The 15,104-nt window shown below is 40.1% G+C and carries 14 protein-coding genes; 6 read left to right on the top strand and 8 right to left on the bottom strand.

Going from position 1 to position 15,104, the window contains the following annotated elements:
- Position 1: 1 nt before the first annotated feature.
- Positions 2–1,603 (bottom strand): spore germination protein, encoded by a 1,602-nt coding sequence (locus tag K0R93_RS01285; protein ID WP_300296408.1) that lies wholly within the window; start codon positions 1,601–1,603, stop codon positions 2–4.
- A gap of 174 nt (positions 1,604–1,777) precedes the next feature.
- Between K0R93_RS01285 and K0R93_RS01280 the strand changes: the two genes are divergently transcribed.
- Together K0R93_RS01280 and K0R93_RS01275 are read left to right on the top strand one after the other, a co-directional pair.
- Positions 1,778–2,977 carry a hypothetical protein gene (locus tag K0R93_RS01280; RefSeq protein WP_300296405.1) on the top strand — a complete coding sequence of 400 codons (1,200 nt, stop codon included), beginning with the start codon at positions 1,778–1,780 and terminating at the stop codon, positions 2,975–2,977.
- The gene (locus tag K0R93_RS01275; RefSeq protein ID WP_300296402.1) at positions 2,977–3,744 is read left to right on the top strand and encodes a protein-glutamine gamma-glutamyltransferase; all 768 of its coding nucleotides are present in this window, start codon (positions 2,977–2,979) and stop codon (positions 3,742–3,744) included. Before K0R93_RS01280 ends, K0R93_RS01275 begins: the two co-directional genes overlap by 1 nt.
- A gap of 64 nt (positions 3,745–3,808) precedes the next feature.
- Here K0R93_RS01275 and K0R93_RS01270 read toward each other — a convergent pair whose 3' ends face one another.
- Entirely contained in the window at positions 3,809–4,639 is an 831-nt protein-coding gene (locus K0R93_RS01270; RefSeq protein WP_300296399.1) for a phosphoenolpyruvate hydrolase family protein, read from the bottom strand.
- A gap of 18 nt (positions 4,640–4,657) precedes the next feature.
- Positions 4,658–5,866 (bottom strand): Tm-1-like ATP-binding domain-containing protein, encoded by a 1,209-nt coding sequence (locus tag K0R93_RS01265; RefSeq protein ID WP_300296396.1) that lies wholly within the window; start codon positions 5,864–5,866, stop codon positions 4,658–4,660.
- A 195-nt stretch (positions 5,867–6,061) separates the two neighbouring features.
- On the opposite strand from K0R93_RS01265, the gene K0R93_RS01260 reads away from it, so the two are divergent.
- A complete protein-coding gene (locus K0R93_RS01260; protein ID WP_300296393.1) occupies positions 6,062–6,892 on the top strand; it encodes an MBL fold metallo-hydrolase in 831 nt (276 codons plus the stop codon).
- 40 nt (positions 6,893–6,932) lie between these two features.
- Here the strand turns inward: K0R93_RS01260 and K0R93_RS01255 are convergent, their stop codons facing one another.
- From K0R93_RS01255 to K0R93_RS01235, 5 genes are all read right to left on the bottom strand, one after another.
- Positions 6,933–7,406 carry a hypothetical protein gene (locus K0R93_RS01255; protein WP_300296391.1) on the bottom strand — a complete coding sequence of 158 codons (474 nt, stop codon included), beginning with the start codon at positions 7,404–7,406 and terminating at the stop codon, positions 6,933–6,935.
- A gap of 248 nt (positions 7,407–7,654) precedes the next feature.
- A complete protein-coding gene (locus K0R93_RS01250) occupies positions 7,655–7,987 on the bottom strand; it encodes a nucleoside triphosphate pyrophosphohydrolase (RefSeq protein WP_300296389.1) in 333 nt (110 codons plus the stop codon).
- Positions 7,988–8,059: 72 nt separating this feature from the next.
- On the bottom strand, positions 8,060–8,425 hold the full coding sequence (locus K0R93_RS01245) for a cupin domain-containing protein (protein WP_300296386.1): 366 nt from the start codon (positions 8,423–8,425) through the stop codon (positions 8,060–8,062).
- Positions 8,426–8,875: 450 nt separating this feature from the next.
- Positions 8,876–9,334: an NUDIX domain-containing protein gene (locus tag K0R93_RS01240; RefSeq protein WP_300296383.1), complete on the bottom strand. Its 459-nt coding sequence runs from the start codon at positions 9,332–9,334 to the stop codon at positions 8,876–8,878.
- Between the two features lie 67 nt (positions 9,335–9,401).
- Positions 9,402–10,625, bottom strand: a complete 1,224-nt coding sequence (locus tag K0R93_RS01235; RefSeq protein WP_300296381.1) for an HD-GYP domain-containing protein — start codon at positions 10,623–10,625, stop codon at positions 9,402–9,404.
- 382 nt (positions 10,626–11,007) lie between these two features.
- Here K0R93_RS01235 and K0R93_RS01230 point away from each other — a divergent pair, with 382 nt between their 5' ends.
- The 3 genes from K0R93_RS01230 to K0R93_RS01220 form a co-directional block, all read left to right on the top strand.
- Complete coding sequence (locus K0R93_RS01230; protein WP_300296378.1) at positions 11,008–12,657, top strand: sigma-54 interaction domain-containing protein; 1,650 nt, start codon at positions 11,008–11,010, stop codon at positions 12,655–12,657.
- A 388-nt stretch (positions 12,658–13,045) separates the two neighbouring features.
- Positions 13,046–14,599, top strand: coding sequence for a BCCT family transporter (locus tag K0R93_RS01225; RefSeq protein WP_300296375.1), 1,554 nt, complete (start codon positions 13,046–13,048; stop codon positions 14,597–14,599).
- Positions 14,600–14,657: 58 nt separating this feature from the next.
- Positions 14,658–15,104, top strand: a 447-nt coding sequence (locus tag K0R93_RS01220; protein ID WP_300296372.1) for an aromatic amino acid lyase, incomplete at its 3' end; no start/stop codon positions are given.

Genomic DNA, 15,104 nt, shown 5'->3' with positions numbered 1-15,104 from the left:
ATTAGTCCTCTTTCTTGATAAAGGTTTTCTTCATTCGATATTTTGTGTGATCTGTATTCTCCCATGTTAATGCCCTAGGTCGTGTTAGCATCATCCATAAGGGAATCCTTACAAAGGTATCCTTTAGATCCATACCCGTTAGAGGGGCTAAAGGTGCCATATAGGGCACACCAAAGGAACGTATAGAATTGACATGGATGTAAAGAGCTACCAAAACGATGAATATCCCTAAAAATCCCAATACATTCGCTACAGTCACCATAATCAGGCGAAGTATAGGCAGTGTATCGCTAAAGGGCGGTACGATGTAAGTCGAGATGCCTGTCAACGCTACAACAATCAGCATAATGGGGCTTACAAGTCCAGCCTTTACTGCCGCATCCCCAATAACCAAAGCACCTACGATATTTACTGCCTGTCCCACAGCTTTGGGCATTCGTATACCCGCCTCCTTCAGCAGCTCAAAGACAACGCCCATGAACATTGCCTCAATAAAAGGTGAAAAAGGTACTTGCTCCCTGGATGATAAAATGGATAACAAAAGTTCAAAAGGAATGACATCGGAATGAAAAGACACCAACGCCACATAAAAAGCAGGCAGTAATCCTGCTATGGCCAATGCCACAAATCTGAGAATCCTATTGAAAGTTGCATAATAGGTCCTTGTATAATAATCCTCACTGCTTTGGAAACCTTCGATGAGCAAATAGGGTACAGTCAATACGATGGGTGTGCCATCACAGATGATCGCCACACGGCCCTCTAAAATCTTCGCTGCTACTTTATCAGGTTTTTCACTGTTTCCTACCGTAGCAAAAAGCGAAAAGGGCGCATCTTCAATGAATTGCTCAATATATCCTACGGCCAAGATACCATCAATATTCATCTTCTTAATCCGTCTTCTAACCGTTTCTATAATATCGTCGTTAGCAATTCCTTTCAGATAACAGATACACACATCCGTTTTTGTCTGTTTTCCAATTTGCATCATTTCAAATTTCAACTTGGGATTTCTAATTTTCCTACGAAGTAAAGAGGTATTCGTCCGTAAACTTTCCACAAATCCTTCCCTGGGACCCTTGATCACCATCTCTGTATCTGGCTCATCGATAGCCCTAGAGGCCCAGCCTTTGGAGCATACTTTTAAAGCAGCTTCTTGTCCGTCTATGTAGATGATCGTATCTCCATATAGTATGCCATCAATGGTATCCTTAAAATCTCTAACCTCATTGAGTTCACAAGAAAGCAAAAGATTTTCTCTTAATACATCAATGATATCTTTACGATGAAACCATTGTTCCACATGGGTGGACTTTGATTCTATCAGAAGGGGTTGTAGTATATCTCCGCTAATCACCTGCTTATTTGCCAAACCATCAATATAGGCGATGATCATCTTTATTTCAGATCTCTCACCCACAGCAATTTCTCTCATAACAAAATCGCTGCCATCCACAAAATTTGCCCGCAGCTTCAGCTTTATATCTTTAAGAGACTTGGAAATATTCTCTCTTTTTTCCTCATTTTCACGATCATTTTGTTGATGTTCATTTTCTCTTTTCAACATGAAAAATCGATAAAGCCTCGATAACTTTTTAAACACTTAAAACACCTCTCTTCATGCCCTGTCTGAAGCTTGAACATCCAAAAACATCTTTTGAATAGATATCCATGATTATGCCTTTATTGATATATATATATACACATATGATTATCGAACAAATTTGGATTCATCTCATATTATATATAGATACTAAAAATTTGAGGTGAATCAATGATGTTTCCATACTGTAGATGCCCCTACTTGCTCTCGACCAAGCCCATTTATCCCTACTTTATGCCCTATACATGGTACTTCTCCAATATAATAAACTTGCCCGTAAAGGATCTGTATGAAACCTATACAAGAAATGTCCATTTTTCCCCCTTACAAAGCCACATACTACCTGAATGGCCTCATGATTCCAAGGATGAGAAATATTACTTATCTTTAGATCCTTCACCCTCTACAAAGCTTCTAAGGCAAACGCGTTCCCATGATGAACTGAACAACATAGAAACTGCATTTCGCGCACTGATAGAAACTGACCTAGAAAAAGCATTGTATCTCATAAACCACGAAACACTGCCTTTTACTAGTCTTTTTTGGCTGAGACATGATATTGAGAAGCATGGGGTTTTTGATCAATTAAGCCTAAGAAATCGTACTGCCTTGTCCATTGTAAATGAGATCCTCCTCGGTAAAAGAGATACTTTATCTATGCCATGCTCCTACTGTGATTATATACAGACCGTTCATTCCGTCTTGAAATGGATATTGGAAACAGGGTCTATAGACGACGGACTTAGCAATGATTATGACCAAGTCCTAGACATCACTGCCGTACTACTCATAAAAATATATAGGGACAAAACAATTTTATCAACAATCTCAGACATGATCTTCAAGCGCTATACAAAAGGACATTTTATTAACGATTTGGTCTGGGCTTTCTTCCAATCTCACGATCCAAATAGCTTGATTTTCATCGCAGACCACTTAAAATCTGAAGAACCTAAGGAAATTGAATTGGCCCGCAAACTTCTAAGGTTTTGCCCCTCTATCGATGACCATAGCAAAACCCTTGAAGAATATACAGCCTTTACTGACTGGTTGAAAGAAAACAGCTCGTTCTTGTCTTTTACAGGTGAATCTTTTCAACAATCAACAAATCCAATGCCTTACGTAGTTATTTTGGAAGCCAAATACTTATACAAAACTGTTGATCTTCTTACTGGAAGAAGCTTTGAAGCCTTTACAGAAAATGAATCCCTCCTTTTAGATGAATATAAGGAGCTAGATAATGATACCAAGATACTGCTAGCCAACTTCTCCTATAGGCTCCATCAAAGGGATTTATCTTCCTGGAAAACATGGATTGATTATCCTATTGAAAAACAATTATCCATTGCCAAATCAAATAGGGAGGTGAGGTAATGATTATTATCTCTGGTACAATCATCTCCCTTGATGATTTTGTGAATCAGTATTCAGTGGGCCCTATGGAGAGAAAAATTCTAGAGATATTAACGGCCAGTGAATTTATTTATTCCTATCGATCAATGGACTATCTAAAGTTTGAGCTAGATTTACGAGTAAATATCATTCAAGCAGCTAAAGACCTTTATAAAAGCAAGATGGATTTTAAAACATTCCGACAATCCATCTGCAATCCCGACTTCTGGGAACGAAGCGAAGAAGGTGGATTCTCTGTAAAGAATGGGGTGCTGCCGTCTGACGCCATTGAGGACATTTTCATCAACGGCCCAAAGTATGGTACCGAATGCGCCACAGCCATCATCATTGTTTACTACAAAGCTCTCCTGAATATACTTCCGAAAAAGCTTTTTAATGAATTATTTTCTGAAATATATCTAATGAACTGGAAGTCTCTAGATACGGACCTAGGTGTTACCACCTACAAAAAAGTGCCCGATTACCTACCCGGTGACTGTAGATACATCGATAATCCCGATGTGGACCCTTTGACGCCCCACTGGCAGGGTGAGAATGTGATCGATCTAGGCAATGGCACCTATTATGGCCACGGCATCGGCATCGGGACAGCGGATAAAATCATTGAGGTTTTAGAGAAATACCGCAAGGCTGAGGCAACTCAACCAGCCCGCTTATTGGATTCTGTAACCACTCCAGATTTTAAATATTTGGCTCACAGATATTTAAGCTTTGTAGGCTCAAGTTGATTCAGAGTTCAAAAAAAGTAGGGGCGATTCACGAATCGCCCAATCTGTCTATTCATTAGTTTACTTACATGATGCTAATATTCTTAAATGCCTCTGCCTGTTTCCGGATCCCAACCTCTGTGGCAAATCTCTCAATACTGGATGCCCCAAAAAAGCCTACAACACCCTTTGTTCTAGCGAGCACATAGGCTGCATCCTCTGGCTCGGCGATGGGACCCCCATGGCAAATCACCAATATATCAGGATTTATAGCTCTCCCTGCGTCATGAATTGCTTGAACCCTCTCTACACAGTCATCTAAGCTTAAAGCAGTTTTAGCCCCTATGGTTCCCTTTGTGGTCAAACCCATATGAGCAACGAGAATATCTGCCCCTGCTTCTGCCATTTTTCTAGCCTGCTCTTCATCAAACACATAAGGGGTGGTCAGCAAATCCAGTTCATGGGCTAGACGAATCATCTCCACCTCTAGGTCATACCCCATTCCAGTCTCTTCAAGGTTGGCTCTAAATACCCCATCGATCAACCCTACTGTTGGAAAGTTCTGAACCCCCGCAAACCCTGCATTCTTTAACTGCTTTAAGAAGATATCCATCAGTCTAAAAGGGTCTGTTCCACATACCCCTGCCAATACAGGGGTTTTCTTTACCACTGGCAAAACCTCATTTCCCATGTCCATTACGATCTGATTCGCATCCCCATAGGGCAATAATCCTGCCAAGGAACCTCTGCCTGCCATCCTATATCTCCCAGAGTTATAGATGATGATCAAATCCACGCCTCCTGCTTCGCCGCTTTTTGCTGAAATCCCCGTACCTGCACCTGCCCCAAGGATGATTTTTCCCTTAGCAATCTGTGCCCTTAGATTTTTTAGTATTTCACTGCGTCCTAATCTCATATGCAATCCCTCCCGATTTTATCTTCCCATTAATTCTACCAGCTCTTTTGCCATATATAACGCTACTTCCTCATCATTGATATCCTTCTCAAACTCTACAACCTTCACCTTGTCTCGATCAATGTTCTCCCTAAGTGCATCAAATAATGCTTGATCTTCCTCTGGTCCATAAAAGCTTTGCCCCTCCACGTCTATCAGAGAAACGCCCTTCAAAGGCAGTACCAAAGTGGTAGGTGAAGCTGTCATATTTAATTTACCGGCGATGATTCTGCCCAATTCACCACATTCTTCTGTCGTCGTTCTCATCAATGTAATGGATGGATTATGCTTATATAAATTTCTGTGCTTGAACTTCTCAGGTACGGATTCGTAGGGTCCGAAGTTCACCATATCCAGTGCACCAGTAGATACCACCTGGGGCACTCCACATCTTCCCGCGGCTTCTAATCGATTCGGCCCTGCTGCCAATATGCCGCCTACCAGTTCATCGCACCACTCTGTCGTGGTAATATCCAGCACACCTTTTATAAACCCTGCTTCTACTAAGCTTTCCATGGCCTGCCCGCCTACCCCTGTGGCATGGAAAACCAGCACCTCATACCCTGCATTCTCTAAATATTCCCTTGCTTTGGTAACACAAGGCGTTGTTACACCGAACATGGTAGCTGCGATCAAAGGCTTTTCATTCTCCAGCTTCACTGTCTCATGGACAGTCATCCCAACAATGGCATGGGCTGCATTGGAAAGAATGCTTACTGAAATACTGTTAATCCCTGAAATATCCACCACAGAATGCATCATGATCAAGTCAGATACGCCCACATATGCCCTCGTATCCCCAGAAGCCACCGTAGAAACCATAAGCTTTGGTACCCCTATGGGCAGTGCCCGCATGGCGCCACAAGCGATACTGGTGCCACCAGTCCCGCCTAAGCTGATGATGCTGGAGAACTTGCCTTGGTCATACAGCTTTTTCACAATCTTAGCTGAACCCTTGGCCATGATCTCCATGGCATAACCTCTGTCTTTCTTCTCCTGTAATTCTTTGATGGATGCCCCTGCGGCTTGGGCAACTACTTCGTTAGAAACATCTGCTGCAAATGCCCCTTCCCATACACCTGCATGGATCACAAAGGTGTTAACCCCTGCTTTCTCTATTGTGTCCTTAATAAACTTGAACTCTGCCCCCTTCGAGTCTAAGGTACCTAGAATCGCAACTGTTTTCATAAACACACGCTCCTTCCCATACTTAAACAACCTCAATACTGTCCATTTGAGCAATACTTATGCTAGTCCCAGAGCGTTTATGCTGATATTATTCTTAAATGTTCATTTTCTGGTACGCGAAATGTCTGGATATTTTACACATTTCTACATATCCTATATGACAGAATAAATAACGAAATGATAGGAGGATTTACTGTGGGAAACAAACTGGTCGAAGGTTTATCGGCATTAACTACCTCATCTCGAGAAATTACTTCAGATATATTGGCATTAGAATTTACCGTTGTCAACGCCTGTATCGTTGGTGATCCCAATGATAAGGATGATAATTGGGTATTGGTGGATACAGGTCTAGAAAACTCTGGGGACTTTATTCTACAAGCTGCAAAAGAACGCTTTAGAGAAAACAGCCGTCCTCAGTCAATTATCCTAACCCATGGGCATTTTGATCACGTTGGCTCTGTCATTACCCTGGCAAATCATTGGGATGTTCCAGTCTATATCCATCAGCTGGAACTGCCCTATATAACAGGTAAAAAAGATTATCCATTGGCTGATCCTACAGTGGGCGGCGGTATGGTAGCCAAAATGTCCCCTACCTTCCCCCATACAAGCATTGATGTAGGTTACCGTGCCGTAGCGCTCCCATCGGACGGAAGCGTACCAGGTATGAAAGGCTGGAAATGGATTCATACACCAGGTCATACGGAAGGTCACGTTTGCCTTTTCAGAGAAAAAGACCGTGTCCTTATTGTCGGCGATGCTTTTACCACCGTGAAACAAGAATCCTTGATGTCAGTCATCACCCAAAAAGAACAAATAAGCGGCCCGCCAGCCTACCTCACTACGGATTGGGAACAAGCAGAAGCATCGGTAAAACGTATCAGAGACCTAGCGCCTTCTTTAGTAATACCTAGCCATGGACAACCTATGGCAGGTGAAGAATTAAAACGTCATCTAGAACTGTTGACACAACATTTTGAAGAGATCGCCGTACCAGAACATGGACGCTTTGTTGACAAGTAATGCTATCTTTTTATGCTGACACAACCAAAAAAAATGCTGGCTACTCCTTAGCCAGCATTTTTAATAAAAAAGATTTTCCGATAAATCCAATGATCATTGACAAAACAATCGTAAGTATAGGCAGAAAGATTGGCCCCAGCAAGACGTTTCCTATACGGAACGTGCGAGAATAAATTACTGCTACCGTCGCTGTGTATGCAGACAAAACGAAAGGTAGAAATAGAAATGGTGATGCTTCTTTTATCCCATCCCTATACGCATCCCATATACCGAACAAATATAAACAAGGATAGAACATCAACCATTGATAATTTGTGACTTGAATAGCCCTCGACAGATCTCCATAAAAGCTCAATATGATTACTGTATTAAGATTTGATTTAACATTTATTATCACTTCTAAAACGAACAATAGGAGTGCTTTAAAATATTTCTTATTTAATAATTGTCCAAACCCAGGCAATGCAACACTCCATAGTGCCTTTTCAAGTGCGTCAGCTTTTTCATTCTTCAATTATTTCCTCCCTCTTCCATAAAGATATCTGTACATATAGTTTAACCGGAATAAGGAATTTATCTCACCCTGAGCCGCCTGAAATGGGCATTTTCATCAGACATTATTCGACGCATCTCACGCTAATTTTCAATATAACTGAAAAGCCCTTCCCGTCAGTTCATATTCACAAACCTTCTTGTTATAGTGACCTTTCAAGTCTGGATTTAATTTCATTCTATAGGAAGGGTCACCCATCAACCCATGATTTAAGCCATAGGGTGCACCATTACCTTCTGAAGGATTATCCGTTTATCGAACTTACCTCTTTCTTGATTTTTATTATACCGAATCCGCTGTACTGAATCCTCTTCGAAGTTATAGTGCTTACCTATTGCCGAAAGCACTTCTAGTATATCTGCCATCTCTTCCTCACATGGATTGGCCTTGAATTCATTTAATTCTTCTACCACCTTGCTGTATAACTGGTTGATATATTCATCCTCTGATGCTATGTAAAATTCACATTCTCTATTGTCCTTTTCAATGATTTCTGGAATCATGTCCCTTACCAATTTATTATAAATAATCTCTCTTTTCATGAGGAATCCCCCCAACCCTATTTTTTACCTCTCAATTTATATGTCGTATAGCTTTAATTCATACCCGAGCTGCTACTTCAGTTGATTCTCTATGGATTTTGTAAGTTCACCTTCTACATTTCCTGTATGTTTCGTCTCTTTCTTTTCAATAAGCATTACCCAGCCCTCATCCATGGCTGCAGGCTTATGCTTAACCCCTTTCTTCACTACGTGGAAGTCTCCTTCACTTAGAACAACGATCTCATTCTCAAAGTGCAGCTCAAAGCTGCCTTTGACTACATAGAACATCTCATCTTCGTGCTCACGGTCATGCCAGACAAATTCTCCTTTGAATTTTGCCAGTTTAACATATTGATCATTTACTTCTCCAACGATCTTGGGAGACCAGTAGCCTTCCACATCTTCAAATAACTTGTATACGTTACCCTGTAAATACATCTTCTAACTTCCTCCTTTTCTCTTTGTTTAAGAACAGTATTGATTCTAGGACATTTATCGCAGGTTAAGATTAATTAATTTGTAGGGGCGATTCACGAATCGCCCTAATTTGGCGGAGTACTTACTATTTATAGTGCCACAGACTCTGTAATGCTGAATGAAAGGTAGTTAAATAAAGAATCTCTAAAGCATTTAAAATACTGAGATTCTTCGCTACGCTCTGAATGACAAACTTAGATACTTGTAACTACTGTGTACTTTTCCAGTAGTCTCACTCTGTTTAGGATGGCCAGCGGGTTGGGATATCGTGTATGCGGACGATTCGTGAATCGCCCCTACCAATCTATTCGGTATTTTATAAGGATTGATCCCCTCGTCGATCCGTGATTTTAAATGTATTTCTCAATCTTTTGTTGGATCGGACAACCCTATTCGAGCCTATCTTCAAGGCTAACTTCCGATTTCTGACAGTCTATCCATAAAAACTTTCAGCGCCTTTTGGCTTGGTGGAAAAAAGTCTTTGATTTTATCTAATTGGTTGAGTTCCACCCACTTATATTCTGTCATTTCATTTGGGGCAATCTGAATCTGACCTTCAAAATCGGTACAGAGGAAGATATGGGGTGCTACGATTCTATCAATCCCTTTTACAAGGGCCCTAGACTCAACTTGTCCTAAGTACTCTAATTTCAATGGGATTAGTCCAAATTCCTCTTCCAGCTCCCTTGCTGCACACTCATAGGCAGTCTCTTCCTTATCCATCTTTCCGCCGGCAATACACCAGCCCTGTCCATCGGTTCTTAAGCCCAATAGAATTTTGATTTCTTTTAAAACGATTATGCCTGTACATTTATCTAGTTTTTCTTCTTTATTCATACTAACATCTATGTGGATATGCTCGTTGTTCACTAGTATTCATCCTTTCATATGTCCCTCAGCTTTATTATATCATTAAAAAGAAAAAGTAGGATTTCTCCTACCGTTCTTCTCTAAAAATATTATCGATATCCTTTACGATTTCAGCATCTATTAAATTCTCATTCGCCATCCTTCGTAATATGGACATGGCTTCCGTATGGGACATTTCTTTTCTATAAGGCCTTTCTTCCCGTAACGCCTGATATATGTCCAAGCAGGCTAAGAGCCTCGAATGGAAGTCAAGTTGGTTACTTGATAATCCTCTGGGGTATCCTGTTCCATCAAGTTTTTCATGATGATTCCCTGCCCATTCTGCGATATCCTCAAAACCTCTAATCAGTTGTAAACAGTTTCTGGTTATGACAGGATGTGTTTTCATCTCTTCAAACTCTTCCCTTGTCAAACTACCCGCTTTATCTAATATACAATTATTAATAGCTAACTTCCCTAAATCATGGAGGTCGGCAGCAATTAATAATTTCATCTTATCTTCGTGATTTATATGATAAAAGGCTGCCATTCTTTCAACTTTATCTGCTAAACCAGCAGAATGGGTTTGAGTAAATTGAGATTTTGCATCAATAATTTTTGAAAAAGTTTTTGTGACATTATGTATTTGCTCATATGTCAAGTCTTTACTAAATGACGGTGTATTTTCTTTTAAAGCAGCATCTATAGCCTGATCTGATAGCTCATTCCAAAAGTCGTCTTCTTTCATAACGTTGAAGAAAGCATCCACTATTTGAACAGAAAAGAATTTATTTCTTTGTTGTTCTATAAAATCAACGATACGCTCTTCAAAGCTAGAGCTCTTCTTCACATTTCTCAGATCATAATTTAAGTCTAATGTGTCTGCAAAATTAATGATTTGAGACATCATAGGGATATCATCACCTGATATGTTAAAAAATCCTGATCCATCATATCTTTCATGATGATATTTGATGATATTATGGTGTGTATTCAAAAATGGATAATGTTTAATATTCTCTTCTCCAATGATGCAGTGCTCCTGCATGTTTTCTATTAAACTTAATCTCTCTTTTGAGTCACCTCGTAAACTATCATGAAGAACCTTCAAACTGGCCCCATTATCATGAAGTATTGCAAACGATATAAGGTCAAAAACATCCTGAATTGGCAGGCCAAGTTCAACTGCTATTTTCGAAGAGATATATGCTATTCTTTTTGAATGATTCGTTGGTACCCCAAATATATCTGTTTCTACAACATCTATTGTGTTTGCGACAGACCTTAAGAAATCGTTTAGGCAAAATAACAATCTATCATCCTCCCCCATTGAGATTTTGATTCTAGGCCCTACCTACTGTCAGGTGTATGTGAAATTATGCATTATTTTGTCTTGTTTTGTCTTATTTTTATATTCCACCTTTAAAGTTAAAACTCCTTCTACATACTCAATTGATTCAGGTCTTTTTTCCTTGATATTTATGGGAGTTATATACTAGGTCAATTCTATAAAGTTTCGGAACGATGAGGGCGTCGTTCCCTTGATAGACTATAATTCCTGTACAAATATCACACATTACAATAATACATAGACAGGGTTGACCCCTTCTCCCTCAAAGCCTTAGGTTGAATAGAGAGCTGTTCATGATATAATGGAATTAATATTCTGAATAAATTGGAGGATTTCAATCACTATGGTGGATTTGATTATTAAAATAGATCTCGAACATCGACTGCAGGAAGTATGTTGTCTTAGCATCACTAAAGAATGGTTTGATTCAGAAACTTGGTCTGAGTCCCTTGGTCATAAGATCGATTATATATTAGGTACTTCCATACATCCATCAGGTGGTATCTTAGAAATTCAAAGTAGATTCTTCAAATATCAATGGGTGGATGAACCCCTTGGTGCAACACTTTTCCTCAGTCGTGACGGGGTTTTGCTGGATCTCTATGAACAAACGATACAACAGGTAGCAGAAGGTATCCAAATCTATGATCGTAATGGCTACTTCTTGCATGGCAATCCTGCCAGTGAGACTTTGGAACGGTATAAAAATGAAGATTTTAGAGGAAAACATGTGATGGATCTTTATGATTTAAAGGAAGAGTTCAGTACTGTGTTAACAGTTTTAAGAACACAAAAACCTGTTCTCAATCGCTGCGATAATTTCAAAACGACTACAGGAAAGACATTAACTACGATCAACTCTGGATATCCTTTAAAAATTGGTGATCAACTGTATGGTGCCTGTGTCTTTGAGAGCGATCTATCTGGATTAAAGAGAATCAAAAGTCGCACCTTCAACCTAGAGGCCTATGTGGAAAGTCAGCATCCTACCCACCAAGAACCCTTATATACATTTGATGATATCGTCCATGAATCGGAAAGCATGAAGGATGCCATTCACTTTGCAAAAAAAGTCTCTCTTACGGATTCAAGCATCCTCATTGTAGGGGCTACTGGTACGGGGAAGGAGCTCATGGCCCAAAGCATACATTCTTTTAGTCCTAGAAGACACAAGCCTTTTATTGATGTGAACTGCAGTGCTGTCCCAACCAACCTTTTTGAAAGTATGTTTTTCGGAACGGAAAAAGGTGCTTTCACTGGCAGCATTGCAAAGCAGGGATTTTTTGAAATGGCAGAAGGCGGAACTCTCTTTTTGGATGAAGTAAATTCCATTACCCCTGAGATGCAGGCCAAGCTGCTGCGTGTGTTACAGGAGAAGCGTTTTCAGCGAATAGGCGGCAGCAAGTACATTCGAAGCGATGTAAGAATCATTACCGCAGCCAATGAAGATTTTTTGGAACTTATGGAGCAGCAAAAGGTTAGAAAGGATTTCTACTATAGAATTTCTACGATTAAAATTGATATACCCACTTTGCAAGAACGAAAAGAAGACATTCCAACTTTAGCCCGATACTTTTTAGATGAGTTTTGTAATCACTATCATAGGCCTCCCATGACCCTATCTGAAAAAGCTTTAGATGAATTTCTTCAGTATGAATGGCCAGGCAATGTACGGGAGTTTCGTCACACCATCGAGTATGCTTTCACCCGCGCCCCAGAGGATGCACTGGTGCTGGAGTTTGAACATCTACCCGATTATTTACAATCCACAAAAAGGGTAAGTCATAAGGCACCCCAACTTTTTTCCGTGCCACCCACCAATTTGCCCATCGATGGAAACTTTGATGAGCGTATGGAAGCGTTTGAAAGAAAGCTTATAGAAAATGCATTGGACATCCATGGAAGAAACGTCTCCAAAAGTGCAAAAGCACTGGGTATGAGTCGACAAAATCTTCAATATCGAATGAGAAAGTTTAATATCTCCATAGATTAGTGCAAAATATTTTTGCTGTGATGCAAAATTATTTTGCACATTTCGTCTGTTTATTTCTTCTTTTTAGCTCTTATATGCAAAATTATTTTGCATATAAGAGCAATTTTAGTATTAATATTCTAAAACATTCAACCAATTGACCTTCTGTCGTATTCCTCTCTCAATGTTAAATCTTGCATTTCCAAGGTTTGCATCCTGAAAACAAGTACCCCTACTATCTTGGCATGATGCTTGCTATATGTAAATGCAAGAAATATTTAAATTCTTGCATTTTGCTATTATAAAGGCGGTCTCTTATCAACACTTAATAGCTAACCTACACAACAGGAGGTGGATACACCAAAAGTGTTATTTCAATGCAGCGTAAAAATAAAAGGGAGGAGATTACATGATAAAGGTAAGTGAATCAAATTTACACAAGATACGCCGCGGCGTATTCTGGCCATCTTTTCTCGTAGTGGGAGGGGCAGCTTTACTAGGAATTTTCAATAATAAAATGCTAACAGATGTAGCTATGAATTCTTTCTTAGGCTCTTTAAGAGGTCTTGGATGGCTGTATCAAATCATATCTATTGTAGCTCTTATTCTTGTTACTATTATTACATTTTCAAAACTTGGGAATATTCGCTTTGGCGGGGAAGATGCAAAACCGAAGTATCCTTTCATCACTTGGTTTGCCATGGCATTGACTGGCGGTATTGCAACAGGTGTTGTCACCTATGGTGTGAATGAGCCTATCATTTACTTTGGTAATATATATGGTGAAATGGCACAGACAGGGGTAGAACCAGGTACACCTATGGCAATAATCTATGCCCTCGCCCGTTGTTTCTACAATTGGACATTTATCCCTTATGCGATGTATTCATTATGTGGACTCATTGTTGCGTATATGTATTTTAATAAGAAAAAGCCATTATCTGTTACTGCTACTTTAATTCCTCTTTTTGGTGAAAAAGTAACCGAAGGTATATGGGCTAATATCATCGATACATTGGCACTTCTTGCCATCGCCCTTGGTTTAGCTTCTTCTCTAGGTGCTGGTCTAGCTTTGGTTGGATCTGGTATTGAGGCTGCCTATGGCATCCCTCAAGGAATCATGGTTTGGCTGGTCTTAGCAATTATTACGACAGCAACCTTTACATTATCATCTATAATGGGTATCGATAAGGGGATTAAATGGTTGTCAGATTTAAACTCCAAAGTTTTCTATATACTTCTTATCTTCTTATTTTTCGTTGGCCCTACCCTTTATATTTTAAGAATGTCTACTGCTGGAATGGCTTACTGGCTGCAGAATTTCTGGGTATGGGGATTAGACCCGATTGATATCGGCGGCGAAGCTTTGGTTATGTGGTGGACATTATATGACTGGGCGATTTGGATAGCTTATGCTCCACTTATGGGATTGTTCTTAGCCATCATTTCTTACGGAAGAACCATCCGTCAATTCATGGTAATTAACTGGATTCTTCCTTCCGTCTTCAGTATCATCTGGTTCAGTGTATGGGGAGCTACAGCCCTTCAATGGCAGCAAGCAGGGACACTAGACTTGGTTACAACCATTACAACGAGTGGTGCAGTTGCTGGATTATGGGCCTTCCTAGGAAATTTACCTATGGGTGCTGTGATCATCCCGATTGTCATGCTTACATTGATTCTATCTTTCTCAACGGCTGCTGACTCTATGACAAGAACGATTGCTTCACTATGTACATTAAATATCAAACATGATGAAGAGCCTCCAAAATGGCAGAAGCTTCTTTGGGGACTTTCCATCGGTATTATCGCCTTTGTGATGGTAGCCTATGCCGGCGGCGCCCAAGGCGTTGACGGTGTTAAATATCTCGCTGCGGCTGGGGGCTCCTTGGTCCTATTCGTATTTGTACTACAGGTCATTTCAGCCATAAAGATGTTTTTCTTTGACAAGATTGAAAGATAATCCATAGGTAGAGAGGAGAGCATTTCCTCTCCTTTTTCCTTATAAGGAGGCATCTACATTGATAGAACAAACATATGCAAGAAATATTAGGACTGTTATCCTTGGAGACAAAATCCATATAGAAGAATTCGCTGCTGTGACTCGTTATGGCGCTAATGTAGAATTTTCTGATGCCTATATCCAACGGGTAAAGGCATCTCGACAACTGGTAGATCAATGGATTGAAGAAGGTCGTGTAATGTACGGCATCAATACAGGCTTCGGTGCCCTATATACCCATGTGATTTCAACAGAAGAAACAGCACAACTGCAGAAGAATATCATTTTATCTCATGCTACTTCTGTTGGTACGCCATTATCCATTGAAGAAGCACGGGCAGTGATATTGATGATTCTTCAACACGCAGGTCAAGGTTACAGCGGTATCCGTATTGAAACCCTTGAAATGTATAGACAGTTTTTAAACCTAGGCCTCACCCCCTTCGCACCAAAGGAAGGTTCCGTT

This window comes from Anaerosolibacter sp. (genome assembly GCF_029240175.1).
Classification (GTDB): domain Bacteria; phylum Bacillota; class Clostridia; order Peptostreptococcales; family Thermotaleaceae; genus Anaerosolibacter.
This window is presented reverse-complemented; position numbering and strand designations above follow the sequence as displayed.